Genomic DNA, 23,887 nt, shown 5'->3' with positions numbered 1-23,887 from the left:
ATATCCCCTATTCGGCTGACGCCACCGGCAGCGGATTCCTGGCAGACTGAGGCAGCTCGGGCGCGCTCGCCCCCTCCAGCTCGGGAGACCGACCATGGCCGTCGTCAATGGGACCGCAGGCAACGACGTGATCCACGCCTCCGGCGACGGGGTGATCGCCCCGCCCGGCTTCACCGACATCCCTCTGGCGACGACAGGCGACGACACGCTGAACGGCCTCGGCGGCACCGACGTCCTCTACGGCGGCGACGGCGGCGACCTGATCGACGGTGGCGACGGCAACGATTCCCTGATTGGTGGCGCCGGGGCCGACACGCTGCTCGGCGGCACGGGCATCGACACCATCGTCTACAACACCAGCCTGATCAGCACCGTCATCATCGATCTCACCACCGGCCACGGCAAAGGCGGCGACGCCGAGGGCGACACGTTCTCCGGTATCGAGAACGTCCAGGGATCCGACCTCGCCGATGGTCTGTCCGGCTCCGCGGTGGCCAATACTCTGATCGGCCTCGACGGAAACGACACTCTCCGCGGCCGCGGCAGCAACGACGTCCTCAACGGCGGATCGGGCGACGACTACCTCGAGGGTGGCGCCGGAGCCGATGTGCTCGCCGGTGGCACGGGCCGCGACGTGATCTTTTACGCCGACAGCACGGCGGGAGTGACGGTCGATCTCGGCACGGGCCGCTGCAGCGGTGGCGACGGTCAGGGGGATGTGTTCTCCGGCATCGAGGGCGTCAGGGGCTCCAGCGCCCATGGCGATACCCTCACCGGCTCCGCGGTCGCCAACTCCATGTCCGGCTTCGGCGGAAACGACGTTCTCGCCGGCTTGGCCGGGGATGACGACCTCTCCGGCAACGACGGCAACGACGTGCTCCGCGGCGGCGCCGGGGCCGATGTGCTCGCCGGCGGCGCCGGCATCGATCTCGCCAGCTATTACGGCGCCACCGTCGCGGTGTCGGTCGACCTGAGATCCGGCCTCGGGAGCGGCGGCGATGCCCAGGACGACGACCTTAGGGATATCGAGAACGTCAACTGCGGCACGGCCGGCGACAGCATGATCGGCAGCGCGGCCGCCAATGTCCTGAATGGCTATGAGGGCAACGACGCACTCATCGGTCATGACGGCAACGACACGCTCATCGGCGGTATCGGCGATGACGGCCTCGACGGCGGCAGCGGTGCGGATCGTCTCAGCGGCGGCGCCGGAATCGACACCCTCGAATACGCCGGCAGTGTCGGCGTGACCGTCAGCCTGGCTGCCCTGACCGCCTCCGGCGGCGAAGCCCAGGGAGACGTGATCGGGACGGATCTGGAGAATGTGGACGGCACCGGTTTTGACGACGCCCTGACCGGTTCCGCCATGGCCAACCGGCTCCGCGGTTATGTTGGAAACGATGTCCTCGACGGCCTGGGCGGCGCCGACACGCTGATCGGCGGTGTCGGCGATGACACGCTCCACGGCGGCGACGGCGACGACTTCCTCTATGTCAGCACCGAGACGGATGTGATGGATGGCGGCGCCGGCCGCGACACCATGGTGTTCACCCGCGCCATGGTGGCCGACTGGCAGGCCGGCGTGCTGGACGCCGACATCGGCGCCGATGTCTGGCGGAACTGGGAGGTGATCCAGGGCTCCGACGGCGACGACCGTATCCGCACCAACAGCTGGGGCTTCGCGGTCGAGCTGCGCGGCGGCGCCGGCAACGACGTGCTCGCCACCGGCATGTCCGGGATCGTCGGCGATACGCTGTCGGGCGAGACCGGCAACGATCAGCTCGACGGCGGCGCCGGCAACGATGTCCTCCGCGGCGGCGCCGGGGCGGATGCGCTGACGGGCGCCGCCGGCACCGACACCGCCAGCTACTACAGCGGCGCCGTCGGGGTCGTGGTCAGTCTGGTCAGCGGCAATTGCAGCGGCGGCGAGGCCCAGGGCGATACCCTGAGCGGGATCGAGAACGTCTCCGGCAGCCAGGGCAGTGACAGCCTCTTCGGCAATGCCGGCGCCAATGTGCTGCAAGGCTGGGGCGGCAACGACTCCCTCGTCGGCGGCGCCGGCAAGGACACGCTCACCGGGGGGGCCGGAGGCGACCGCTACTATTTCTCCGCCCTCGCCGACAGCGTGGTCGGCGCCAATGCCGACCGGATCACCGATTTCAGCCACGCCCAGGGCGACCGCATCGACCTGGCGGCGATCGACGCCAGGTTCACGGTCGCCGGCGACCAGGCCTTCAGCTTCATCGGCAGCGCCGCCTTCACCGGCGTGGCCGGCCAGCTTCACACCTGGCACGATTCCGGCCGGACCATCGTCTCCGGCGACGTCAACGGCAACCGCACGGCCGATTTCAATATCGTCCTGACCGGCACCATCAATCTCGTGGCGGCCGACTTCGTGCTGTAGCTGGCGCAGCTACGACGCCGGTTCCAGCATGCCGTGCGCTTCCCGACGCTGCCGGGCCGTGCCGATCCGCTCCGCATGCGCCTCGCCCCAATCGGCCAGGGGGCCCAGCGCCTGGTTGAGCGAGGTGCCGAGCGCGGTCACCGAATACTCCACCCGCGGCGGCACCTCGTGGAACATCTCGCGGTGGACCAGGCCGTCCGCCTCCATCTCCCGCAGCTGCTGGATCAGCATCTTCTCGCTGATCCCCGGCACCAGCCGCTTCAGCTCTCCGAACCGGCGGGGCTCGACCTGGATCTCCCAAAGGATCAGGGCCTTCCATTTGCCGCCGATGACCTCCAGGGCGGGCCCCAGGCCGCAACTGTAGGGCTGCTCTCCCCTCATGATGTCCTCGCATGTCTTGCAGCGCCACGAATCTTACCATTAGGTAAGTACCTGACTTTAAAGTAGGTACTTGAGGAAAATCAAGGAGTCCATACCTTCCGATCAGACCGAACGAGCCGAATCCGGCCTCGGGCGCAGCAGGAAGGGCGAGAACCATGGACGCCGAACCGACCACCATCGAGGCCCCCGAGGATGCGGCGGAGGCGACCCTGCGGGTCAACGGCCGCTCACGGCAGCTCAGGATCGATCCTCGCGTCACGCTCCTCGACGCGCTCCGGGACCATCTCGGCCTGACCGGGACCAAGAAGGGCTGCGACCGCGGCGAATGCGGCGCCTGCACCGTGCATGTCGACGGCCGCAGGGTGCTGTCGTGCCTGACGCTCGCGGTCATGGCCGAGGGCCGCGAGATCACCACGATCGAGGGGCTTGCCGAGAGCGACCGGCTCCACCCCGTGCAGGCCGCCTTCATCGAGCACGACGCGTTCCAGTGCGGCTTCTGCACCCCGGGGCAGATCATGTCGGCGGTCGCCTGCATCCGCGAGGGGCATGCCGGCTCGAACGACGAGATCCGCGAGTCCATGAGCGGCAATCTCTGCCGCTGCGCCGCCTATCCGCAGATCGTCGCCGCGGTGCGGGCCGCGGCGGCCGCAACCGGGAGCTGACCCATGCAGAGCTTCGCCTATGAGCGGGCAGCGACCCTGGCGCAAGCGATCGGAGCCGCGGCCGAGCCGGGCACGGCAGTGATCGCCGGCGGCACCGAGCTTCTCAACTGGATGAAGGACGGCATCACCGCGCCGCGGCGCCTGGTCGACCTGAACGGCGTGTCCGGCCTCGACGGCGTCGCGATCGACGATCGCGGCCTGAGGATCGGGGCGCTGGCCCGGATGAGCGACGTCGCCGAGCATCCGGCGATCCGGCGCGACTGGCCGGCCGTCTCGCAGGCGCTGCTGCAGAGCGCCTCCGCCCAGATCCGCACCATGGCCTCGATCGGCGGGAACCTGATGCAGCGGACGCGCTGCCCCTATTTCCGGGCCGAGGTCGACCTGCCCTGCAACCGGCGCCGGCCAGGCAGCGGCTGCGCGGCGCTGGCGGGCGAGGACCGGTCGGCCGCGATCTTCGGCTGGACCGAGCAGTGCGTCGCGACCCATCCGTCGGATGTGGCGGTGGCCCTGGCCGCGCTCGATGCCGTGGTGCATGTCGATGGGCCCGACGGGCCGCGCGCGATCCCGGTCACGGAGTTCCATCGCCTGCCCGACCACGGATCGGTCCGCGAGACCGTGCTGGAGCCCGGCGAGCTGATCACCGCGATCGAAGCGCCGGCCTTCGCAGCCGCGCGCCGATCGCACTACCTCAAGCTGCGCGAGCGGGCGTCCTACGAATTTGCGCTGGTTTCGGCGGCAGTCGGGCTCGACCTCGACGGCGCGGTGATCCGCGAGGCGCGGATCGCGCTCGGCGGCGTCGCGGCGAAGCCGTGGCGCCTGAGGGAGGCGGAGGAAGCCCTGCGGGGCGTCACACTGGGGGACGAGCCCGCCCTGCGGCGCGCTGTGGACATCGGCTTCGCCGAGGCGCGGCCACTGCGCCGGAACGGCTTCAAGGTGGAACTGGCCAAGCGCGCCGCCGTTCGGGCGCTGCAGATCGTGGGAGGCGTGGCATGAGCGGCGGAATCGGGCAGGCGGTCAGCCGCCGGGACGGACCGGCGAAGGTCACCGGCGCGGCGCTTTACGCCGCCGACACGCCGGCGGCCGGCGCCGTTCACGCGGCGATCGTGCCGGCGACGCGGCCGAAGGCGCGCATCACGGCGATCGAGCTTGGCCGGGCATCGGTCGCCCCCGGCGTGATCGCGATCTTCACTCATGAGAACGCGCCGCGCATCGGCAAGGTGACCGTGGTGCTGGCGGAGGACAGCCTGCCGCCGCTGCAGGGCGACCGCGTCCTGTACGAGGGACAGCCCGTGGCGCTGGTGGTCGCCGGGACGCCGGAGCAGGCGACGGAAGCGGCGCGCCTCGTCCGCATCGCCTATGACGAGGAGCCGTTCGAGGCGGACTTCCTCGCTGACCCGGAACGCGCCGAGCCGGTCGCCGAGTTCTTCGGCCTGCCGCTCGACACCGCCTGGGGCAACGTGGCGGCGGCCTGGGGCGAGGCCGATACCAGGACCGAGGCCGTCTATGTCACCGCCGACCGACATCACAACCCGATCGAGCCGGGGGCGATCCTGGCGATCTGGCAGGACGGGCAGCTCACCGTGCATGATTCGACCCAAGGGGTGGCGGAGGAGCGCGAGGCGCTGGCCCAGGCGCTCGGGCTCGATCCGGCGCAGGTGCGGGTCCGCAACGACTTCATCGGCGGCAGCTTCGGCGCCAAGCTCTGGGGCCTGCCGCACCAGTTGCTCGCGGCCATGGCGGCGCGGGCGCTGGAGCGCCCGGTGAAGCTGGTGCTGACCCGCGCCCAGACCTACACGGCCTGGGGCTACCAGTCGGCGACCCGCCAGACGGTCGCCCTGAGCGCCTGGGCCGACGGCAGCCTTACCGGCGTCCGTCACGACGTCGTCGCTGCGGGCTCCCATATCGGCCATTACATCGAGGCGGCGGGCTGGGACACGGCGGCGATATACGCCACGCCGAGCTTCAAGATCAGCCACCGCCGCAGGCGCCTGGACCGCGCCAGCCCCTCGGCCATGCGCTCGCCCTTCGGCGGCGTCGGCCTGGTCCCGGTCGAGATCGCCATGGACGAGCTCGCCGTCCGCCTCGGCATGGACCCGCTGGAGCTCCGGCTTCGGAACTACGCCGAGGCCTATCCGGCCGATGGCCGCCCCTTCTCCTCCAAGCGGCTGAGGGAGTGCTATGCGGAGGGTGCGCGCCGGTTCGGCTGGTCCGAGCGTTCGGCGGCACCACGCTCCATGCGCGACGGGCGGGATCTGGTCGGCTGGGGCATGGCGACCGCCGTGCTGCGGGCCTTCCGGTTTCCGGCCACGTCGCGGATCGGCATCGGCCGCGACGGCCGGGTGCTGGTCGAGACCGCCACCCACGATGTCGGCCAGGGGCTGAGCACGATCCTCCGCCAGATCGCCGCCGATACGCTCGGCGTGGCGGTCGAGCAAGTGGATCTGGCGATCGCCGACACGGCGCTGCCCAAAACCACCTTCACCGGCGGCTCCTCGACCTCGATGAGCGTCGGTTCCGCCGTGCAGGCGGCAGCCACAACGCTGAGGGAGAAGCTCGTCGAAGGCGGCGCCAACGGGCCCGAAGGCTATGCCGGCGCTTTGGCACGGCTCGGCGTCGAACGGCTGTCGGCCGACGGCGAATGGGCGCCGGACGACAACGAGGCGACCCCGCCGATCTTCAGCTTCGGGGCGGTGTTCGCCGAGGTGCGGGTCGACCGCGACATTCCGATCCCCAGGGTCAGCCGCGTCGTCGGCGTCTACGACGCCGGCCGGATCCTCAATCCGAAGACCGCGCGCAGCCAGATGACCGGCGGGATCATCTGGGGGATCGGCCAGGCGCTGCTGGAGCGTTCGGAGATGGATCCCCGCCTCGGCCGGTTCCTGTCGAAGAACCTGGCCGGCACCCTGGTTCCGGTGAACGCCGATGTGGGCGAGATCGACGTCGCCTTCGTCGAGGCGCCCGACCCGCATGCCAGCCCGCTCGGCGCCCGCGGCATCGGCGAGCTGAGTGCCATCGGCATCGGCGCGGCGATCGCCAACGCCGTGTTCCACGCCACCGGAGTGCGCGTGCGCGAGCTGCCGATCCGGCCGGAGCATCTGATGGGGTGACAGCCCTCAGCCCTTGAGCCCGGTATGGGCCAGCCCCTCGATGAACTGGCGCTGGGCGATGACGAAGACGATCAGCACCGGCAGGGCCGTCAGCGTCACCGCCGCCAGCTGGACGTTCCACATCGGCCCGCCATAGGCGTCGACATACTGCGTCAGCGCCTGCGGCAGGGTGAACTTGTCGGTCGAGGACAGGAAGACGATCGGCTCGAGATACAGGTTCCAGCTGTGCAGGAAGGTGAAGATGGCGACGGCGCCGAGGGCCGGGCGGGCCAGCGGCAGGGCGATGCGCCAGAACAGCCCGAAGCGGCCGAGCCCGTCGATCCGCCCCGCCTCCTCCAGCTCCGGCGGCAAGGTGATGAAGAACTGGCGCATGATGAAGGTCGCCAGAACGCAGGGCGCGCCCAGGATCGGCACCAGGATCAGCGGCCAGTGGGTGTTGACCAGGCCAAGCCCGAGGAAGAAGCGGAACAGCGGCACGATCGTCACCTCGCTGGGCACCAGCAGGGCCAGCAGCACCACCATGAACACCAGGTTCTGGCCCGGGAAGCGGATGCGGGCGAAGGCGTAACCGGCCAGCGACGCCACCGCCATGGTGCCGAGCGTCACCACCGCGGCGATGTACAGGCTGTTCCAGTACTGCAGGGCGAAGGGCTGCAGCGCGAACACCTGGGCGTAGGCGTCGAGGTCGAGACGGCGCGGCAGCAGCGCCGGCGGAAAAGCGAAGATCTCCTGCACCGGCTTGAAGGACGAGGTCACCATCCACCAGGTCGGGAAGACGAAGGGGATGGCCAGCACGCACATCAGGCCGTAGATCGCCAGGCGGACGCGCGGGGTGAGGTCAGCCTTCATGGAACACCCAGCGCTTGCGCAGCTGCCACTGCGCGAAGGTCAGCACCGCGACGATGGCGAACAGCAGCACCGCCAGCGCCGAGCTGTAGCCGAAGGCGTGGAACTGGAAGGCCTGCTGATACAGGTAATAGACCAGCACGGTGGTCGAGATCCCCGGCCCGCCCTGGGTCAGCACCGCGATCTGGGCGAACACCTGCAGCGATCCGACGATGGTGATGATCGAGGTCAGCAGGATGGTCGGGCTGATCAGCGGCAGGGTGATGCGGCGGAACTGAGCGAAGCGGCCGGCGCCCTCGATCCGCGCCGCCTCGTACAGGTCGCGCGGGACGGTCTGCAGCGCCGCCAGGAACAGCACCATGTTCAGCCCGACATTCTTGAACACCTGGACCACGATCACCGACAGCATCGCCGTGGTCTCGCCGCGCAGCCAGTTCGGGCCGGTGACACCGAGCACGGCCAGGATGCCGTTGATGCCGCCATCCTTCTGCAGCAGGAAGCCCCAGACGATGGTCCAGGCCACCAGCGACACCACGACCGGCGAGAAGAACAGCGCCCGGAACACCGTCATGCCGCGCAGCCGCTGGTTCAGCAGCACCGCCAGCAGCAGCGCCAGGCTGAGGTTCAGCACCACCAGGCCGATCGAGAACAGGGCGGTGGCGCCCAGCACGCCCGGCAGCTCCGGATCCTCCAGCAGCATCCGGTAGTTGCCGCCGCCGACATAGTCGAAGCTGCCGGCCAGGACGTTCCATTCGTGCAGGCTGTACCAGGCCACCAGCGCCAGCGGCATCAGCACGAACAGAGCGACGCCGGCTAGCTGCGGCGCGACGAAGAGATAGCCGGCCAGGGCGTCGCGGCGCCGCATCGTCCAGAACGGCGCCCGCGGCGCTGCCGCCGTGGCGGGGGCGGCCATCACGGACGTCCGAGCCGCCATCGTCAGCGCGCCAGCAGCGGCCGGATTCGGCCGCACACCGCCTGCAGCGCCGCGTCGACATCGGCGTCGGGCTGCCACAGCGAATCCAGCCCGGCCCGCACCACCTGGGCGATCTGGGCGTTGCCGGTGTGGCTGGGCTTGACCGCGCCGATCTCGATGCCGCGCACCACCACCGCCTGGATCTGCGCCGGCTTCAGCATCGGGTTGGCCTTGGCCAGCAGGTCGACGACGAGCTGGCTCTTGCGCGGCGGCGGGAAGAACTGCGCCAGCTTGGCCGAGTTCTCCGGATTGCTCAGGAAGGCCAGGAAGGACGCGGCGGCCTGCGCGTTCGGTCCGGCCTTGAACACGCCGATGCCGGCCTGGCCGATCACCGCGTATTCGCCGGCCGGACCCTTGGGCAGCGGCACCAGGTCCCAGGCGAAGCTGCCGTCCTTCAGCAGTGCCGCCCGGCTGATCTGGGTGATGGTCATGGCGGCGTCGCCGGCGAAGAAATCGGCCGGCGCGCCCGGCCCGGGCATCGCCTGGTCGGTGAACACCGCCTTGTGCAGGAAGCGCATCGCCTCCGCCATCGGCGGCTGGTCGAAGCCGCAGGCCTTGCCGTCGGCGTTCCAGGGCGCGGCGCCCCAGCCGTTCCAGATCGTGGCCAGGTTGTCCCACAGCTTGTAGTCGAAATCGCGCACCACCAGCCCGGCCTTGCCGGTCTTGGCATGGACCGCGGCCGCGTCGGCGACCGCGTTGTCCCAGCTCCAGCTCCCCGCCGCGATCCGCTCCGCCGGCGGCTTCACCCCGGCCTGTTTGACCAGGTCGAGATTGACGAAGACGCCGAAGGGCGAGGTCGAGAACGGATAGGCGTAGAGCACGTCGTCGCGGCGCCACAGCGCGGTGGCGCTGGGCAGCAGGTCGTCATAGCCGTAGCCCGGCGTCGCCCGCAGCACGTCCTGCAGCGGCAGCAGCACGCCGGAGGAGACGAAATCCGGCGCCGAGTTCTCGAAGATCCAGGCCAGGTCCGGGGCGTTGCCGCCGGCGATCTGGGTGGTCAGCGCCGTGGTGTAGCCGTCGAAGGGCAGCGTCTCGAAGGTGATCGACGCCACCTCCGGATGGTCCTTGCGATAGGCGGCGGCGATATCGTCCAGCAGCTGCAGATGCGCCTTGTTGCCGGTCCATACCGTCATCCGGAGGGCAACGCCCTCCGCACGGGCCGGGCCCCCGAGGGCCGCCGCGACCAGCAGGCCGGCCGCGGCGGTGGCGAAGATACGGCGTCCGAGCGTCATGGCGTCCTCCCCTTGTTTTATCCGTTGGATCCGGCCGTACCGGTCAGTAGCCCGCGACCTCCGGCCAGTGCAGCTCAACCCCCTGTCCTTCCAGCCGCGCCTGGAAGGCGGCCAGCCGGTCCGGCCGCGCCCGCACCGCGCGCGGCGGCAGGTCGTGCTGCAGGCACCAGGCGGCGAGATGGCCTGCCACCTCGCCGATGTTCCATTCCACCGGGTGCAGGCGGTAGCAGCCATTGGTGATGTGGGTGGTGCCGATCGCCTTGCCGGCCGGCAGCAGGTTCTCGATCCGCCGCGGCAGCAGGGCGCCGAGCGGGATCTCGAACGGGCAACTGCCGACATCGATGTAATTGTCGCCGCCGGTCGAGGGATGCAGGTCGATCCGGTACATGCCGACCCCGACGGAATCGGGATAGCGCACGGCCCCGCGGGCACCACGCACCGCTAGCGACAGGTCCTGCTCCACCACGGTGTATTCGGCGCGGATGCGGCGGGATTCGCGGATGTAGGGCGCCTGGGCCAGGCCGTCGAGCGTGCCGGTGACGTCGCTGCGCAGCCGCAAGCCCGGGAAGCCGGCGCCGCCGTCCGTCCGCGGCGCCTCGGTCTGCAGCCAGTACAGGACGCAGCGCGACAGCTCCGCCGCGCCGGCCAAGTGGCGCTGGGCCTCGTCCTCCGGCACCTCGAACACCGGCCCCTCGAAATAGTCGATCATCGGCCAGTTCACGAGGGTGATGTCGCTGGCATAGGTGCCGCCGGTGAAATTGCGGCGGGCGGCGATGCGCCGGAAGGTCCACAGGTTGCCGTCGCCCGGGTTCAGCCGCTGGTCGGCGTTGACCGCCAGCGGGTCGTCATCCGGGTTCGGGGTGAAGCTGCGCTCGGTGATCTCAAGCGTGCGCGGATGCGGCGACCGCCAGCCGAGCAGCGGCCCGCCCCAGAACTCCGGCCGGTAGTCGCGCCAGAAGGCGTAGTTGGCCGGCCGGTCGATCACATGATTGCCGTCGACATGGTCGATCGCAAAACAGATCGACACTGCCTGCATGTTCAGCGGCTGCGCCGTTTCCGACCCGCTCGGCTCCCCGGTCTCGGCCCGGGATTCGAAGCCGGTGACGTATTCGGCGCCGGTCAGCGGCAGCAGGGCGCCGGTCTCGGTCGCGTCCAGCACGTAGCGGCCGGCGGCGACGATGTCGGGGCCCCCGTCGCAATGGGCCAGGCGGACGGCGCGCACCCGGTCGCCGTCGACATCCGCGGCCACCGGCCGGTAGGGCTGCAGCACGCGCAGGCGGCCGGAGCCGCGCCAGGGCGCCAGCATCGCCTCGATCACCGCCAGGCCGACCCGCGGCTCATGGCACAGCCGGCTGACCCAGCCGGCGCCGGGGTTCAGGTCGCGCCAGGCCCGCGCGCCCTCGGTCAGCGGATAGTGCCGGCGGTAATGCTCGCGGATGCCGTCGCGCAGCGCCCGGTAGCTGGCGGTGACGCCGAACCGCTCGACCCAGGAATGCTCGTCCGGCGGCACCGCCTGGCTGGTCAGCTGGCCGCCGAGCCAGTCGTACTCCTCGGTCAGGATCACCGACCGTCCGGATTTGAGCGCCGCCAGCGCCGCCGCGACGCCGCCCAGGCCGCCGCCCACCACCAGCACGTCCGCATCGAATTCCCGGGTCAATTCCATCATCCCTTCCGCTTGTCCGGCGTCCTGTCCGGTACTGGGCCGAGGGTCTGCCCCTCGGCCAGTTCGCAGGGCAGCAGCCGCTGCCGCCCCTCCTCTTCCCCACCCATCACCAGGGTCAGGATCTCGACCGCCTGCCGTCCCATCTCCTCGCGCGGGATGCGGAAGCAGGTGAAAGCGATATCGGTCGCGACCGGCCGGGTCGGGTTGCCCAGCGCGACCAGCGACAGGTCGCCCGGCACCGCCACGCCGCGGTCGCGGGCCGCCCGCTCCAGCAGCACGGCGTCGGCCTGATCCTCGACCAGCGCCACGGTGACGCCCTCGCGCAGCAGACCGTCGACGAGATCCCCGCAATCGCGGTCCTGGACCGGCTCATGGATCCCTTCCACCCCCGCCTCCTCCACGGCGGCCCGGAAGCCGGCCCAGCGGTCGTCGGAGGATTCGGCACCACGGCCCAGGCCGACAAAGGCCAGGCGGCGGTGGCCGAGCGCCACGGCCTGGCGCACCAGCGCGGCGGTGGCGGCGGCATAATCGGCACCGACATAGGGCACCGGGCCGCCGGCATCGTCGCGGCGGCCGATGGCGACGAAGGGGTAGCCGCCGGCGACCAGCCGGGCCAGCTCGTCCCGGTCCAGCGTCCGGCCCAGCAGGATGCAGCCATCGGCCAGCCGCAGCCGGTTGTTGTCATGAAAGATGCGGCGGCGCCCGTCGGTCACCGGCGCGCTGGTGAACAGCAGCAGGTCATAGCCGAACCGCTCCGCCGCCCCTTCGATGCCCAGCAGGAAGGGCGTGTAGAAATCGGCCTGCCCGCTCGGGAACACCGGCTCATAGGTGAAGACGCCGAGCAGCTGGTTGCGCCGCCCGACCAGCTTCTGCGCCGCCGGGTCGGCGACATAGCCGGTGGACCGGATCACCTCCAGCACCCGGTCCCGGGTCTCCTGCGGGATCCGGGCCGAGCTGTCGCCGCGCCGGTTGAGCACCAGCGACACAGTCGCCTGGCTGACCCCCGCCAGCCGCGCGATGTCTCGCTGCGTCAGCCTTGCGCCCCCTCCCGGCATCGCGTCGCCCCTTGATAATACGTATTATCCGAGATAATAATCAAACCCTGCCGGGATGGTCAACCCTCGACTGGGTTTTCTCAACTTGGCGGAAAAGGCCCGACCCGGGGCGTGGTGGGGGATAGCCCCGGGTCGGGCTGGCAGCTCTGGGAAGTGGAGCGCCACTCCTGAGACGAAGCCGAGCGGCGTTCTATTCCAAGATTCTGATCAAGCGACCTCGGGCAGCCGGTCCAGCAGCTTGTCGAGCGTGATCGGATAGTCCCGCACCCGCACGCCGGTGGCGTTGTGGACGGCGTTGGCAACAGCCGCGGCGACCCCGCAGATGCCGAGCTCGGCGACGCCCTTGGCCTTCATCGGCGACGAATACGGGTCGGTCTCGTCGAGGAAGATCATGTCCTGGTGCGGGATGTCGGCATGGACCGGCACCTCGTAGGCGGCGAGGTCGTGGTTGACGAAGAAGCCGTGGCGCTTGTCGACCGCGAGATGCTCCATCAGCGCCGCGCCGACGCCCATGGTCATGGCGCCGATCACCTGGCTGCGCGCCGATTTGGGGTTGAGGATGCGGCCCGCGGCGCAGACCGAGAACATGCGCCGCACCCGGATCTCGCCGGTGGCGGCATCCACCGCCGCCTCGACGAAATGGGCGCCGAAGGTCGATTGCTGATGGGTCTCGGTGACGTCGCCGAACTCGATCGTGTCCTCGCCGACCAGCTCGCCCTCCCCGGCCGCCTGGGCCAGCGGGGCGCTGCGGTTGCCGGCGCGGACCTGGCCGTCGGCGAACACCGCCTCGGCCGAGTTGAAGCCGAGCTTCTGCGCCACCGCCTCGCGCAGCTTGACGCAGGCCGCATAGACGCCGGAGGTCGAGCTGACGGCGCCGAACTGCCCGCCCGAGCCGCTGGAGACCGGGAAGCTGGAATCGCCGAGCCGCACCACCACCTTGTCGAGCGCCACGCCCATCATCTCCGCCGCGGTCTGGGCGATGATGGTGTAGCTGCCGGTGCCGATGTCGGTCATGTCGGTCTCGACCGTCACGTCGCCGCGGGCGTCGAGCCGGACGCGGGCGGCGGATTTCACCAGCAGGTTGTTGCGGAAGGCGGCGGCGACGCCCATGCCGACCAGCCAGCGCCCGTCCCGCGTCTGGCCGGGCTTCGGGTTGCGCTTGCTCCAGCCGAAGCGCTCGGCACCGGTGCGCAGGCATTCCACCAGATGGCGCTGCGAGAACGGCCGCTCGGGCTTTTCCGGATCGACCTGGGTGTCGTTGCGGATGCGGAACTCGACCGGGTCGAGGCCCAGCTTCTCCGCCATCTCGTCGATCGCGATCTCCAGCGCCATCATGCCCGGCGCCTCACCCGGGGCGCGCATCGCGTTGCCCTCGGGCAGGTCGAGCACGGCGAGCCGCATCGCCGTCATCCGGTTGGCGCCGGCATAGAGCAGCCGGGTCTGGAAGACCGCGACCTCCGGGCTGCCCCCGGGCAGGTCGCCGGACCAGCTTTCATGTCCGATCGCGGTGATCCTGCCGTCCCGGTCGGCGCCGATGCGGATGCGCTGGATCGTCGCCGGCCGATGCGTGGTGTTGTTGAACATCAAGGGCCGCGGCAGCGTCACCTTCACCGGCCGCCCGGCGGCGCGGGCCCCGAGGGCCGCCAGCACCGCATCGGCCCGCACGAACAACTTGCCGCCAAAGCCGCCGCCGATGAAGGGCGAGATCAGGCGGACCTTCTCCTTGGGGATGCCGAGCGTCTTGGCCACATCGCCCACGCCCCAGTCGATCATCTGGTTCGAGGTCCAGACCGTCAGCCTGTCGCCGTCCCAGGCGGCGATCGACGCATGCGGCTCCATCATCGCATGCCCCTGGTCGGGCGTGGTGTAGGTCTCGTCGAGCTTGACCGGCGCCGCGGCGAAGGCGCCGTCGAAGTCGCCGACGGCGGTTTCGGACGGGCTGCCGAACATCGGCTTCGAGACGGGGGCGGAGTCCTTCGCCGCGGCCAGGTCGAACGCCCCTTCGGCCCGGGCATAGTCGACGCGGATCAGCTGCGCCGCGGCGCGGGCCTGCTCGAAGGTCTCGGCGACGACGACGGCGATCGCCTGGTGATAATGATCGATCTCGGGGCCGCCGAGCAGCTTGGCAGTGTTGTAGTCGCCCTTGCCGAGCGTGCCGGCATTCCCCGCCGTGACGATGGCGAGCACGCCGGGCGCGGCCTTGGCGTCGCCCAGATCGATCGCCGTGATCCTGCCCTTGGCGATGGCCGAGCCAAGCACATAGCCATAAGCCGGGTTCGAGACGGCATCGTGCCGCTCATAGGCATAGGGCGCGGTGCCGGTGGTCTTCATCGGGCCGTCGATGCGGTCGGTCGAGCGGCCGACGACCTTGAGTTGGTCGATCGGGTTGGTGGTGGCGGGGGTGTCGAACTTCATGGCTCAGGCCCTCGCTTCGGCCAGCACCGCGGCGAGCGTGCGCTCGACCAGCGGCAGCTTGAACGCGTTCTCGGGAGTCGGCTTGGCGCCGGCCAGCAGTTGCTCCGCGACCGGCTTGGCGCCGCGCGGCAACTCGGCCTCGGCGGCCTCGACCCGCCACGGCTTGTGCGCCACGCCGCCGAGGGCGACGCGGCCGGTGCCGTCGGGCTGCACGATCGCCCCGACCGAGACCAGCGCGAAGGCGTAGGACGCGCGGTCGCGCACCTTGTGATAGATCTGCCTGCCGCCGACCGGCTTGGGCAGCATCGCCGCGGTGATCAACTCGCCCGGTTCCAGCACCGTCTCGATATGCGGCGTGTCGCCGGGCAGGCGGTGGAATTCGGCGATCGGAATGCTGCGGGTCGCGCCGTCGGCCTTCACCGTCTCCACCGTCACGTCGAGGGCGCGCATCGCCACCGCCATGTCGCTGGGATGGGTCGCGATGCAGGCCTCGCTGGTGCCCACCACCCCGAGCTGCCGGCTGAAGCCGCCGATCGCGGCGCAGCCGCTGCCGGGCTGGCGTTTGTTGCAGGGCTGATTGGTGTCGTAGAAATACGGGCAGCGCGTGCGCTGCAGCAGGTTGCCCGCGGTCGTCGCCCGGTTGCGCAGCTGGCCTGAGGCGCCGGCGAGCAGCGCGCGGGACAGCAGGCCGTAGTCGCGCCGCACCCGCCGGTCGGCGGCGAGGTCGGTGTTGCGCACCAGCGCGCCGATGCGCAGGCCGCCCTCCGGCGTCGCCTCGATCCGGTCGAGCCCGAGGCCGTTGACGTCGACCAGATGCGCCGGCGTCTCGATCTCGAGCTTCATCAGGTCCAGCAGGTTGGTGCCGCCGGCGATGAACTTGGCGCCCTCGGTGCGGGATGCGGCCGCGGCGGCGTCGGCCGGCGAACGCGCGCGTTCATAGGTGAAGGACCTCATGCCTGCCTCCCCGCGACCTCGGTGATCGCCTCGACGATGTTGGAATAGGCGCCGCAGCGGCAGATGTTGCCGCTCATCCGCTCGCGCAGCTCGGCTTCGGTCAGCTGCGGCTGCGCGGTGAGATCGGCGGTGACATGGCTCGGAATGCCGGCCTTGATCTCGTCCAGCACCGCCACCGACGAGCAGATCTGGCCGGGCGTGCAGTAGCCGCATTGGTAGCCGTCATGCTTGACGAAGGCAGCCTGCATCGGGTGCAGGTTGTCCGGCCGGCCCAGCCCTTCGATCGTGGTGACGCTGTCGCCATCATGCATGACCGCCAGGGTCAGGCAGGAATTGATCCGCCGCCCCTCGACGATGACGGTGCAGGCGCCACACTGGCCGTGGTCGCAGCCCTTCTTGGTGCCGGTGAGATGCAGGTGCTCGCGAAGCGCATCGAGCAGCGTCGTCCGGGTGTCGAGATCGAGGTCGCGGGCCTCGCCGTTGACGGTGAGGGTCAGCTTGGTCATGACGGGTGCTCCGGCAGTGCCGGCTGCGGCATTGGCGACCGACGGCGCCGTCGTCATCGCCACGGAGGCGGCGGTCCCGATCATCAGGCCGCGCCGGCTGATTGCGAGTTCGCCGAGGGTCTGCATGGTGTCCCAATCCCCATTTCGCTGGCGGTTGCTGGCATGGGCGAAACAGCCTTCAGGCGGCTTCTTCTGATCGGGAGCCGTCCCTTCGCGGCGTGTCGGGCACGACGAGCGCGGGTGCAAATCGCCGAGCCCCTGCATCGGGGCAAATGCCCGGCTGCCGGCAGGAGTTCCTCGCCAGCCGACCGGACAGGCTCCCGACGACCGGCCGTGGCAGTGCCGCCCATCCTCAATCTAAGAGGATGAGGGCCGGCGATTAGGCATGCCGGTCGGCATGAGCCTATCGATGAGGATCATGAATTCAGGCCGGGGCCAGTCCCGGCCTCGTTGTACGTCCGGCCGCTATCAGCCAGCTTTGCGGGTCGCGGCGGGGACTTCGACGCCGTCTCCGGGCTTCGGCGCCTTATGCCGCCACAGTGCCCTTGCGGATGATGACGTTGCCGTAGAACAGCCGTTCGCCGGTGGCGATCACCAGCGAGGCCTGCTTCGCTCGGTCGTAGAAGGCGAAGCGCTCCAGCAGGGTCAGCCGGTGGTTGCCGGCCACCCGGCCCAGCGCCTCGCGGATCAGGGTGTGCGCCGGCATCACCTCGGCCGGGTTGCCGATCACCTCCATTCCCATCACCGGGTCGGGCTCGGACTCGTCCATCGGCAGCACGCTGAGCACGGCGTCGAGCATGCGGCGCAGGTCCGCCGCCTCCATCCGCACCAGGCGCCGGGCAACGGTCCCGGCCGGGAAGCTGCCGTCGGCGATGACGACCTCGTCGCCATGCCCCATCGCCCGCAGGCCGTGCAGGATGTCGGGGCCGAGGATGGGGTCGATGCCGATCAGCATGGCGCGGGTCCTTCGTGTCGGTGATGGCGAGGCAGGACGGGGATCACGGCGTCGGCGCGGCCGGGGCGATCAGCCTCTCGGCGCGCAGCTCGGCCCACAGATCGGCCGGGATCGGATGGCGGAACAGCGCCTTGTTCTCCTCCAGCTCCGCCGGCGTGCGGGCGCCGGTCAGGATCGAGGCGACGGCCGGATGCGCCGCCGGGAACTGGATCGCCGCGGCCTTCAGCGGCACGCCGTGGCGCCGGCACACCGCGTCCAGCGCCTGGGCCCGGGCGACCAACGCCGGGTCGGCGTCCTGGTAGTTGAACTTGGCGCCGGCATTCGGGTTGGCCAGGATGCCGCTGTTGTAGACGCCGCCGATGATGACGCCGATGCCGCGTGCCTCGCACAGCGGCATGAAGTCGTCGAGCGAGTTCTGCTCCAGCAGCGTGTAGCGGCCGGCCAGCAGGAAGCAGTCGAACACGCCGTCGCGGGCGAAGCGCGCCAGCATCTCGGCCTGGTTCATGCCGGCGCCGACCGCGCCGATCACGCCGTCGGCGCGCAGCCGATCGAGTGCCCGGTAGGCGCCGGAGATCGCGGCGTCGTAATGGTCGTCCGGGTCGTGGATGTGCAGCACATCGACCCGGTCCAGCCCCAGCCGCTCCAGGCTCTCCTCCAGCGACCGCATCACCCCGTCATAGGAGAAGTCGAACACCGGCCGCTCCGGCGGGGTGCCCTTGTAGAACGCGTCCTCCTGTGCCTCGGGCTGCGGCGGCACGCGCAACAGGCGCCCGACCTTGGTCGCTAGCACGTAGCTGTCGCGCGGCTTGCCGGCCAGGAAACGGCCCAGCCGCCGCTCCGACAGGCCGTTGCCGTATTGCGGCGCGGTGTCGAAGAAGCGCAGGCCAAGGTCCCAGGCCCGGGTGATGGTGGCCTCGGCCTGCCCCTCCTCCACCGCCGCGTAGAGGCCGCCGAGCGGCGCGGTGCCGAGGCCGAGCCGCGTGACCTTGAGGCGCGTCGGGCCGAGCCCGGCCGTGTCGGTCGCTGAAACCATGTGCATCCCCGTCTGAATCGTCTGCGTCGGCCCTCGATGCGGGGTCTGGCAGCTGCGGCGCAGGATGAGGCGCCGATTTCCAAAGATCAATAGAAAATTCGTATACGAAATTTATATTGCCAATGAGAGATTCGTTGCGCATCCTGTAGGCCAATCCGGACAACACGGGACCGGCCCGCAGGGCCGAGCAGACGGGGACGGCGCATGACCGCAAGCCAGCAGGATTACTCGGCAGGTGCCGCCTTTGTCGGCGGCACCTATGTGCCGATCGCCGACGCAAAGATCTCGGTGCTGGATTGGGGCTTCACCCGGTCCGACGTCACCTATGACGTGGTGCATGTACGCGACGGCGGCTTCTTCCGACTGGCCGATCATCTCGACCGGTTCGAGCGCTCGCTGGCCGGGATGCGGCTGGCCCCGCCGCATGACCGGGCGGAGATCGCGGCGATCCTGGCCCGCTGCGTGGCCCTGGCCGGGCTGCGCGATGCCTATGTGGCGATGATCTGCACCCGCGGCCGGCCGCGCATCTTCGGGTCGCGCCGGCCGGCCGATTGCGACAACAGCTTCGTCGCCTATGCCATTCCCTGGATCGACGTGATCCCGCAGGCGGTGCAGGAGCGCGGGGCGCATCTGCATGTCGCCTCCACCCCGCGCGTCGCCCCCGCCTCGGTCGATCCGACGATCAAGAACTACCAGTGGGGCGACCTGACCCGCGGCCTGCTGGAAGCGCATGACCGCGGCGCCGACACGGCGGTGCTGCTGGATGCGGATGGTTTCGTCACCGAGGGCCCCGGCTTCAACGTCTTCGTGGTCCGCGACGGCCAGGTGCTGACGCCGGACCGCGGGTCGCTGGAGGGCATCACCCGATGGTCGGTGCTGGAGCTGTGCGAGGAGATCGGCGTGCCGGCCCGGATCGCCCCGCTGCGGCACGAGGACCTGCTGCAGGCCGACGAGATGTTCTGCACCACCACCGCCGGCGGCGTGATGCCGGTGTCGCGCGTCGACGGCCATGTCATGGGCAACGACCGGCCGGGGCCGGTCAGCGCCCGGCTGAAGGCGCTGTACTGGGACAAGCACGCAGCCGGCTGGCACCGCACGCCGGTCGACTACGCCGACCCGGGCCGTCCGCTGGGCGGCCCCGTGGTCTGAACAACGACAAGACGAAAAACAGGAGGCTGAGATGGTGAGACGGCGTGAGTTCGTCATGGGCGCCTGCATCCTGGCGGCGCTGGGCGCGGCCCTGCCCGCCGCGGCGGCGGAGAAGGAGCTGCGGGTGCTGACCTGGGAGGGCTATGCCGACGAGCCCTGGGTCAAGGCGTTCGAGGAGAAGACCGGCGCCAAGGCGAAAATCAGCTACACGGGCAGCGTCGACGAGATCTTCGCCAAGATGACCGCGAGCAAAGGCGAGGACTACGACGTTATCGCCATCGAGACCTCGTCCTACAAGCGGCTGGTGCAGGAGAAGCTGGTCCAGCCGGTGGACCTATCGAAGATCCCGAACGCCGCCAACCTGCTGCCGGCCTTCCGCGACGTCCAGGCCATCGTGTTCGACGGCAAGACCTATGCCGTGCCCTTCGCCTGGGGGTCGATCCCTCTGATCTACGACAAGAAGGCCTTCCCCACCCCGCCGGACAGCTGGTCGGTGCTGTGGGACGACAAATATGCCGGCCGGGTGCTGGCGATGGACGACGCCAACAACGCCATCGTCACCACCGCGCTGGCGCTGGGCATGAAAGACCCGTTCAACCTGACCGATGACCAGTTCGCCGCGATCAAGGCCAAGCTGATCGACCAGAAGCGCACGGTGCTGTCCTACTACGCCGGCTTCGACGACGGGGTCAGCATCTTCGCCCAGGGCGGCATCGACCTGATGATGTCGATGGGCGAGCCGCAGGTGCCGCAGCTGCAGAAGAAGGGCATCGACGCCGCGCTGACCATCCCGAAGGAAGGGGCGATCGGCTGGATCGACTGCTGGGCTATCAGCGCCGGCGCGCGCGACACCGCTTTGGCCCAGGCCTGGATCGACACCATGCTGGACAAGAAGGTGGGCACCTACATCAGCGAGAAGACCGGCTACGGCAACACCACCGACGCCGACGCCAACCAGGCGATCGGCCTGACCTATGCCGACAGGCTGGTGTTCCTGCAGGCGCCGGAGAACTTCTCCAAGCGCATCGACCTGTGGAACGAGATCAAGGCCACACCCGCCAACTGAGCGCCAGGCCGAGGGCCGTCATGACATTCCGAAGCCTCATCCGCCTTGCCGGAATCGGCAAATCCTACGGCGCCGTCACCGTGCTGCAGCCCTTCGACCTGGAGATCGGCGACGGCGAGTTCCTGACCATCCTCGGCCCCTCCGGCTCCGGCAAGACCACGATCCTGCGGATGCTCGGCGGCTTCACCGCCCCGAGCACCGGCCGGATCCTGCTGGACGGGGCGGACATCACCGACACGCCGATCTTCCGCCGGCCGTTCAACACCGTTTTCCAGGACTACGCGCTGTTCCCGCACATGACCGTGGCCCGCAATGTCGGCTATGGCCTCAGGATGCGGCGCCGGCCCCGGGCCGAGGTCGAGACGCGGGTGGCCGAGGCGCTGGCGGTGGTCGGCCTGGCCGACAAGGCCGGGCGCCATCCCGGCGAGCTGAGCGGCGGCCAGCGCCAGCGCGTCGCCCTGGCCCGCGCCATCATCTGCGAGCCCCGCGTGGTGCTGCTGGACGAGCCGCTGGCCGCCCTGGATGCCGGGCTGCGCCGGTCGATGCAGGAATTCCTGAAGGACCTGCAGCGCCGCATCCGCACCACCTTCGTCTTCATCACCCATGACCAGGAGGAGGCGATCTCGATGTCCGACCGGATCGTGGTGATGGATCACGGCCGGGTCGAGCAGGTCGGCACGCCGAAGGAGATCTACTACCGCCCGCGCAGCGAATTCGTCGCCCGGTTCTTCGGCGAGAACAACCTGCTGCCGGCCCGCGCCGCCGGGGCCGCGGCGGTCGACAGCCCGCTGGGCCGGCATGCCGTCGCCCCGGCCGGCAGCCCGTCGGCCATCGCCATCCGGCCGGAGAGCCTGAGCCTGCGGCCGGGTGCGGAGCGGCGATCGGCCGAGGGCGCGGTCGAGAGCCTGACCTTCCTGGGCGCCACCACCCAGATCGTGGTGCGGCTGGGCGGCACCGGCTCCAGCGTCAAGATCCGCCTGCCGACGCCGGAGTTCGACGGCCGGGCCGATGTCGGCGACCCGATCTCGGTGTTCTGGTCCGATGCCGATGTCAGCGTGCTGGGGGCATGAGCATGGCCATGGCCGACAGCTTTGCCCCCGCGGACCCGGCACGCCACCTCGGCGCCGGGTCACCCGCCGCCCGCGCCCTGGGCTGCTGGTTGCCGCGGCTCGCCGTCTACGGCCTGCCGACGGCGCTGATCCTGGCGCCATTGGCCGCCTTCCTGCTGACCGGCTTCTGGTCGATGGCGGACGGCCGGGTGGTGCACGACTTCACCCTGGCCAACTATGCCGCCTTCCTGGCCCAGCCCAGCTATATCCGGGTGTTCCTCGGCACCCTGCAGCTGGCCGGCATCGTCGCCGCCATCGGCCTCGTCTTCGGCTACATCATCGCCTATCTGATCTGGCGGCTGGAGGGGCGGATCCGCTATTTCATGCTGCTGTTCAGCGTGATCCCGCTGGCGATGAACTACATCGTCAAGATCTACGCCATGCGCGGCATCCTGGGCTACAACGGCTTCCTGAACTGGGCGCTGGTGTCGACCGGCATCCTCGACGCGCCGAGCAAGCTGTTCATCTTCAACCAGACGGCGGTGATGATCACCATGGCGGTGATCTACTTGCCCTACGCCATCCTGCCGATCTTCCTGTCGCTGGAGCGGATCCCGCCGTCGCTGGCCGCGGCCTCGGCCGATCTCGGCGCCCGCCCGGGCCAGACCTTCCGCACCGTGGTGCTGCCGCTGAGCCTGCCCGGGTCGATCGTCGGCGGGCTGTTCGTGATGGTGCTGGCGCTGGGCGATTTCCTGACGCCGCAGATGGTCGGCGGCAACCAGGGCTTCACCTTCGGCCGCGCGATCTGGAGTCAGTTCGGCATGGCCTTCAACTGGCCCTTCGGCGCCGCGCTGGCGGTGGTGCTGCTGCTGGCCGTGGCCGCGGTGATCGGCCTGGCCGCCCTGGTGTCCCGCCATGCGAGGGTGAAATGACCGCGCCGGAACGGATCGTCATCACCGCCCTGTGGCTGGTCGCCGCCCTGGTCTTCGCCGCGCTGTACGGCCCGGCCCTGGCGGTGGTCACCACCAGCTTCTTCGACCTGAAGGGCCAGTCGATCGACTGGTCCAGCTTCAGCCTGCACTGGTATGCCGGCCTGACCGACAATCCGGAGATGCTGGCGGCGCTGGGGCACACCCTGGTGGTGGCGGCCGCTTCGGTGCTGCTGGCGCTGATCCTGGCGCTCGGCCTGGCCTGGTACATGAAGACCGGGACGCGGCGCGGCCGGCCTTTCGTCGAGTTCGTGATCTTCCTGCCCTTCGTCCTGCCCGGCATCATCACCGGCATCTCGCTGCTGGTGGCGTTCCGCGAGCTCGGCATCGAGCGCAGCCTGGTCACCGTCACGATCGGACACACGGTGCTGGTGCTGGCGATCCTGTACCGCATGGTCTCGGTCCGGCTGGACAGCCTGGAGACCAGCCAGATCGAGGCCTCGCTGGACCTCGGCGCCACCGGGCTGCAGACCTTCCTGTTCGTGGTGCTGCCGCAGCTGCGCTCGGCCATCGTCACCGGTGCGCTGCTAGCCTTCACCCTGTCCTTCGACGAGACGCTGGTGACCTTCTTCCTGGTCGGCGGCGACGCCACATTGCCGATCCGGCTATGGGCGATGATGCGCGTCGGCTTCACGCCGGAGGTGAACGCGCTGGTGGCGCTGGTGCTGCTGGCGACGATGACGCTTGCGGTGCTGGGCGCGTTGTCGTTGAAGGACAGCATGGCGGCACGCCGATGAGCCGCCCGGATGCCTGGAGGGCCCCTGCGCCGGATGACCGAGCTCGCGCCATGACCGACGACCTGCCGCCCTTGGGCCGGGTGCTGCGCGAGCGCCGCGCCCATCACGGCTGGACCCTGGCCGATGTCGCCACGATGACCGGCATCTCCGCCTCGACCCTGTCGAAGATCGAGAACGGCCTTCTGTCCCCGACCTACGACAAGATCCTGCAGCTGGCCCGCGGCCTGGGGGTGGAGATCGCCGACCTGTTCGCCACCGGCGAGGCCAGCAAGCCGGCCGTGGTGGTGGCCCGCCGCAGCGTCAGCCGCCAGCATGAGGGTCAGCGGCTGGACACCGAGTTCTACAGCTACACCTATCTGTGCAGCGACGTCGCCCACAAGCGGATCATCCCGATCCGGATCGAGGTGCGCGCCACCGAGCCGGAGCAGATGGGCGGCTTGAGCTCGCATGTCGGCGAGGAGTTCGTGGAGGTGCTGCAGGGCCGGATGAGGCTCTACAGCGAATACTACGAGCCGATCGAGCTGGAGCCGGGCGACAGCGTCTATCTCGACAGCACCATGAAGCACGGCTACCTGGCGATCGGCGCCGCGCCCTGCGTGATTATGGTGATGTGCTCGAGCGCCACGCCGAACCTGGCGCAGACCCTGCGCGAGATCATCAAGCAGCGGATGATCGAGGAGCAGGCGCGCCCTGCCCCGAAGGCCTGACCGC

General features: G+C 69.9%; 21 protein-coding genes. 10 read left to right on the top strand and 11 right to left on the bottom strand.

Annotated features, from left to right (window positions below; translation table 11 throughout):
- The first annotated feature begins 94 nt into the window (after positions 1-94).
- Positions 95-2,404 carry a calcium-binding protein gene (locus tag QFZ27_RS19330; protein ID WP_429228013.1) on the top strand — a complete coding sequence of 770 codons (2,310 nt, stop codon included), beginning with the start codon at positions 95-97 and terminating at the stop codon, positions 2,402-2,404.
- 9 nt (positions 2,405-2,413) lie between these two features.
- Here the strand turns inward: QFZ27_RS19330 and QFZ27_RS19325 are convergent, their stop codons facing one another.
- Positions 2,414-2,785, bottom strand: a complete 372-nt coding sequence (locus QFZ27_RS19325) for a winged helix-turn-helix transcriptional regulator (RefSeq protein WP_429228012.1) — start codon at positions 2,783-2,785, stop codon at positions 2,414-2,416.
- Positions 2,786-2,940: 155 nt separating this feature from the next.
- Here QFZ27_RS19325 and QFZ27_RS19320 point away from each other — a divergent pair, with 155 nt between their 5' ends.
- Genes QFZ27_RS19320 through QFZ27_RS19310 form a run of 3 tightly spaced genes read left to right on the top strand, consistent with a single transcriptional unit; the run spans position 2,941 to position 6,554 of the window.
- Complete coding sequence (locus QFZ27_RS19320) at positions 2,941-3,447, top strand: (2Fe-2S)-binding protein (protein ID WP_429228011.1); 507 nt, start codon at positions 2,941-2,943, stop codon at positions 3,445-3,447.
- A 3-nt stretch (positions 3,448-3,450) separates the two neighbouring features.
- A complete protein-coding gene (locus QFZ27_RS19315; RefSeq protein WP_429228010.1) occupies positions 3,451-4,440 on the top strand; it encodes an FAD binding domain-containing protein in 990 nt (329 codons plus the stop codon).
- Positions 4,437-6,554, top strand: coding sequence for a xanthine dehydrogenase family protein molybdopterin-binding subunit (locus QFZ27_RS19310; RefSeq protein WP_429228009.1), 2,118 nt, complete (start codon positions 4,437-4,439; stop codon positions 6,552-6,554). The genes QFZ27_RS19315 and QFZ27_RS19310 overlap by 4 nt, the downstream gene beginning before the upstream one ends.
- 6 nt (positions 6,555-6,560) lie before the next feature.
- Here QFZ27_RS19310 and QFZ27_RS19305 read toward each other — a convergent pair whose 3' ends face one another.
- The 10 genes from QFZ27_RS19305 to QFZ27_RS19260 all read right to left on the bottom strand — a co-directional run bounded on the left by QFZ27_RS19305 (position 6,561) and on the right by QFZ27_RS19260 (position 18,186).
- Positions 6,561-7,403 carry a carbohydrate ABC transporter permease gene (locus tag QFZ27_RS19305; RefSeq protein ID WP_429228008.1) on the bottom strand — a complete coding sequence of 281 codons (843 nt, stop codon included), beginning with the start codon at positions 7,401-7,403 and terminating at the stop codon, positions 6,561-6,563.
- Entirely contained in the window at positions 7,393-8,313 is a 921-nt protein-coding gene (locus tag QFZ27_RS19300; protein WP_429228007.1) for a carbohydrate ABC transporter permease, read from the bottom strand. Before QFZ27_RS19300 ends, QFZ27_RS19305 begins: the two co-directional genes overlap by 11 nt.
- A 23-nt stretch (positions 8,314-8,336) precedes the next feature.
- On the bottom strand, positions 8,337-9,605 hold the full coding sequence (locus tag QFZ27_RS19295) for an ABC transporter substrate-binding protein (protein ID WP_429228006.1): 1,269 nt from the start codon (positions 9,603-9,605) through the stop codon (positions 8,337-8,339).
- Positions 9,606-9,648: 43 nt separating this feature from the next.
- Entirely contained in the window at positions 9,649-11,262 is a 1,614-nt protein-coding gene (locus QFZ27_RS19290) for an FAD-dependent oxidoreductase (protein WP_429228004.1), read from the bottom strand.
- A gap of 5 nt (positions 11,263-11,267) precedes the next feature.
- Positions 11,268-12,323 (bottom strand): LacI family DNA-binding transcriptional regulator, encoded by a 1,056-nt coding sequence (locus QFZ27_RS19285; RefSeq protein WP_429228003.1) that lies wholly within the window; start codon positions 12,321-12,323, stop codon positions 11,268-11,270.
- Between the two features lie 207 nt (positions 12,324-12,530).
- Positions 12,531-14,738, bottom strand: coding sequence for an aldehyde oxidoreductase molybdenum-binding subunit PaoC (paoC, locus tag QFZ27_RS19280; protein WP_429228002.1), 2,208 nt, complete (start codon positions 14,736-14,738; stop codon positions 12,531-12,533).
- Between the two features lie 3 nt (positions 14,739-14,741).
- Positions 14,742-15,692: an FAD binding domain-containing protein gene (locus QFZ27_RS19275; protein ID WP_429228001.1), complete on the bottom strand. Its 951-nt coding sequence runs from the start codon at positions 15,690-15,692 to the stop codon at positions 14,742-14,744.
- Positions 15,689-16,324: an aldehyde dehydrogenase iron-sulfur subunit PaoA gene (gene paoA / locus QFZ27_RS19270; protein WP_429228000.1), complete on the bottom strand. Its 636-nt coding sequence runs from the start codon at positions 16,322-16,324 to the stop codon at positions 15,689-15,691. The genes QFZ27_RS19275 and paoA overlap by 4 nt, the downstream gene beginning before the upstream one ends.
- Before the next feature lie 400 nt (positions 16,325-16,724).
- The gene (locus tag QFZ27_RS19265; protein ID WP_429227999.1) at positions 16,725-17,153 is read right to left on the bottom strand and encodes an RbsD/FucU family protein; all 429 of its coding nucleotides are present in this window, start codon (positions 17,151-17,153) and stop codon (positions 16,725-16,727) included.
- A 43-nt stretch (positions 17,154-17,196) separates the two neighbouring features.
- Positions 17,197-18,186: an aldo/keto reductase gene (locus QFZ27_RS19260; RefSeq protein ID WP_429227998.1), complete on the bottom strand. Its 990-nt coding sequence runs from the start codon at positions 18,184-18,186 to the stop codon at positions 17,197-17,199.
- Positions 18,187-18,390: 204 nt separating this feature from the next.
- Here QFZ27_RS19260 and QFZ27_RS19255 point away from each other — a divergent pair, with 204 nt between their 5' ends.
- From QFZ27_RS19255 to QFZ27_RS19230, 6 genes are read left to right on the top strand one after another with little or no spacing between them, the layout of a single operon-like run.
- Positions 18,391-19,335, top strand: coding sequence for an aminotransferase class IV (locus tag QFZ27_RS19255; protein WP_429227997.1), 945 nt, complete (start codon positions 18,391-18,393; stop codon positions 19,333-19,335).
- Positions 19,336-19,366: 31 nt separating this feature from the next.
- Complete coding sequence (locus tag QFZ27_RS19250) at positions 19,367-20,401, top strand: ABC transporter substrate-binding protein (RefSeq protein WP_429227996.1); 1,035 nt, start codon at positions 19,367-19,369, stop codon at positions 20,399-20,401.
- Positions 20,402-20,421: 20 nt separating this feature from the next.
- Positions 20,422-21,471, top strand: a complete 1,050-nt coding sequence (locus QFZ27_RS19245) for an ABC transporter ATP-binding protein (protein ID WP_429227995.1) — start codon at positions 20,422-20,424, stop codon at positions 21,469-21,471.
- A gap of 8 nt (positions 21,472-21,479) precedes the next feature.
- Complete coding sequence (locus QFZ27_RS19240) at positions 21,480-22,382, top strand: ABC transporter permease (protein WP_429227993.1); 903 nt, start codon at positions 21,480-21,482, stop codon at positions 22,380-22,382.
- Positions 22,379-23,176, top strand: coding sequence for an ABC transporter permease (locus QFZ27_RS19235; protein WP_429227992.1), 798 nt, complete (start codon positions 22,379-22,381; stop codon positions 23,174-23,176). The genes QFZ27_RS19240 and QFZ27_RS19235 overlap by 4 nt, the downstream gene beginning before the upstream one ends.
- 50 nt (positions 23,177-23,226) lie before the next feature.
- On the top strand, positions 23,227-23,883 hold the full coding sequence (locus QFZ27_RS19230; protein ID WP_429227991.1) for a helix-turn-helix domain-containing protein: 657 nt from the start codon (positions 23,227-23,229) through the stop codon (positions 23,881-23,883).
- Positions 23,884-23,887 lie beyond the last annotated feature (4 nt).

The sequence above is a fragment of the Inquilinus ginsengisoli genome (assembly GCF_050434925.1).
Classification (GTDB): Bacteria; Pseudomonadota; Alphaproteobacteria; order DSM-16000; family Inquilinaceae; genus Inquilinus; species Inquilinus ginsengisoli_B.
This window is presented reverse-complemented; position numbering and strand designations above follow the sequence as displayed.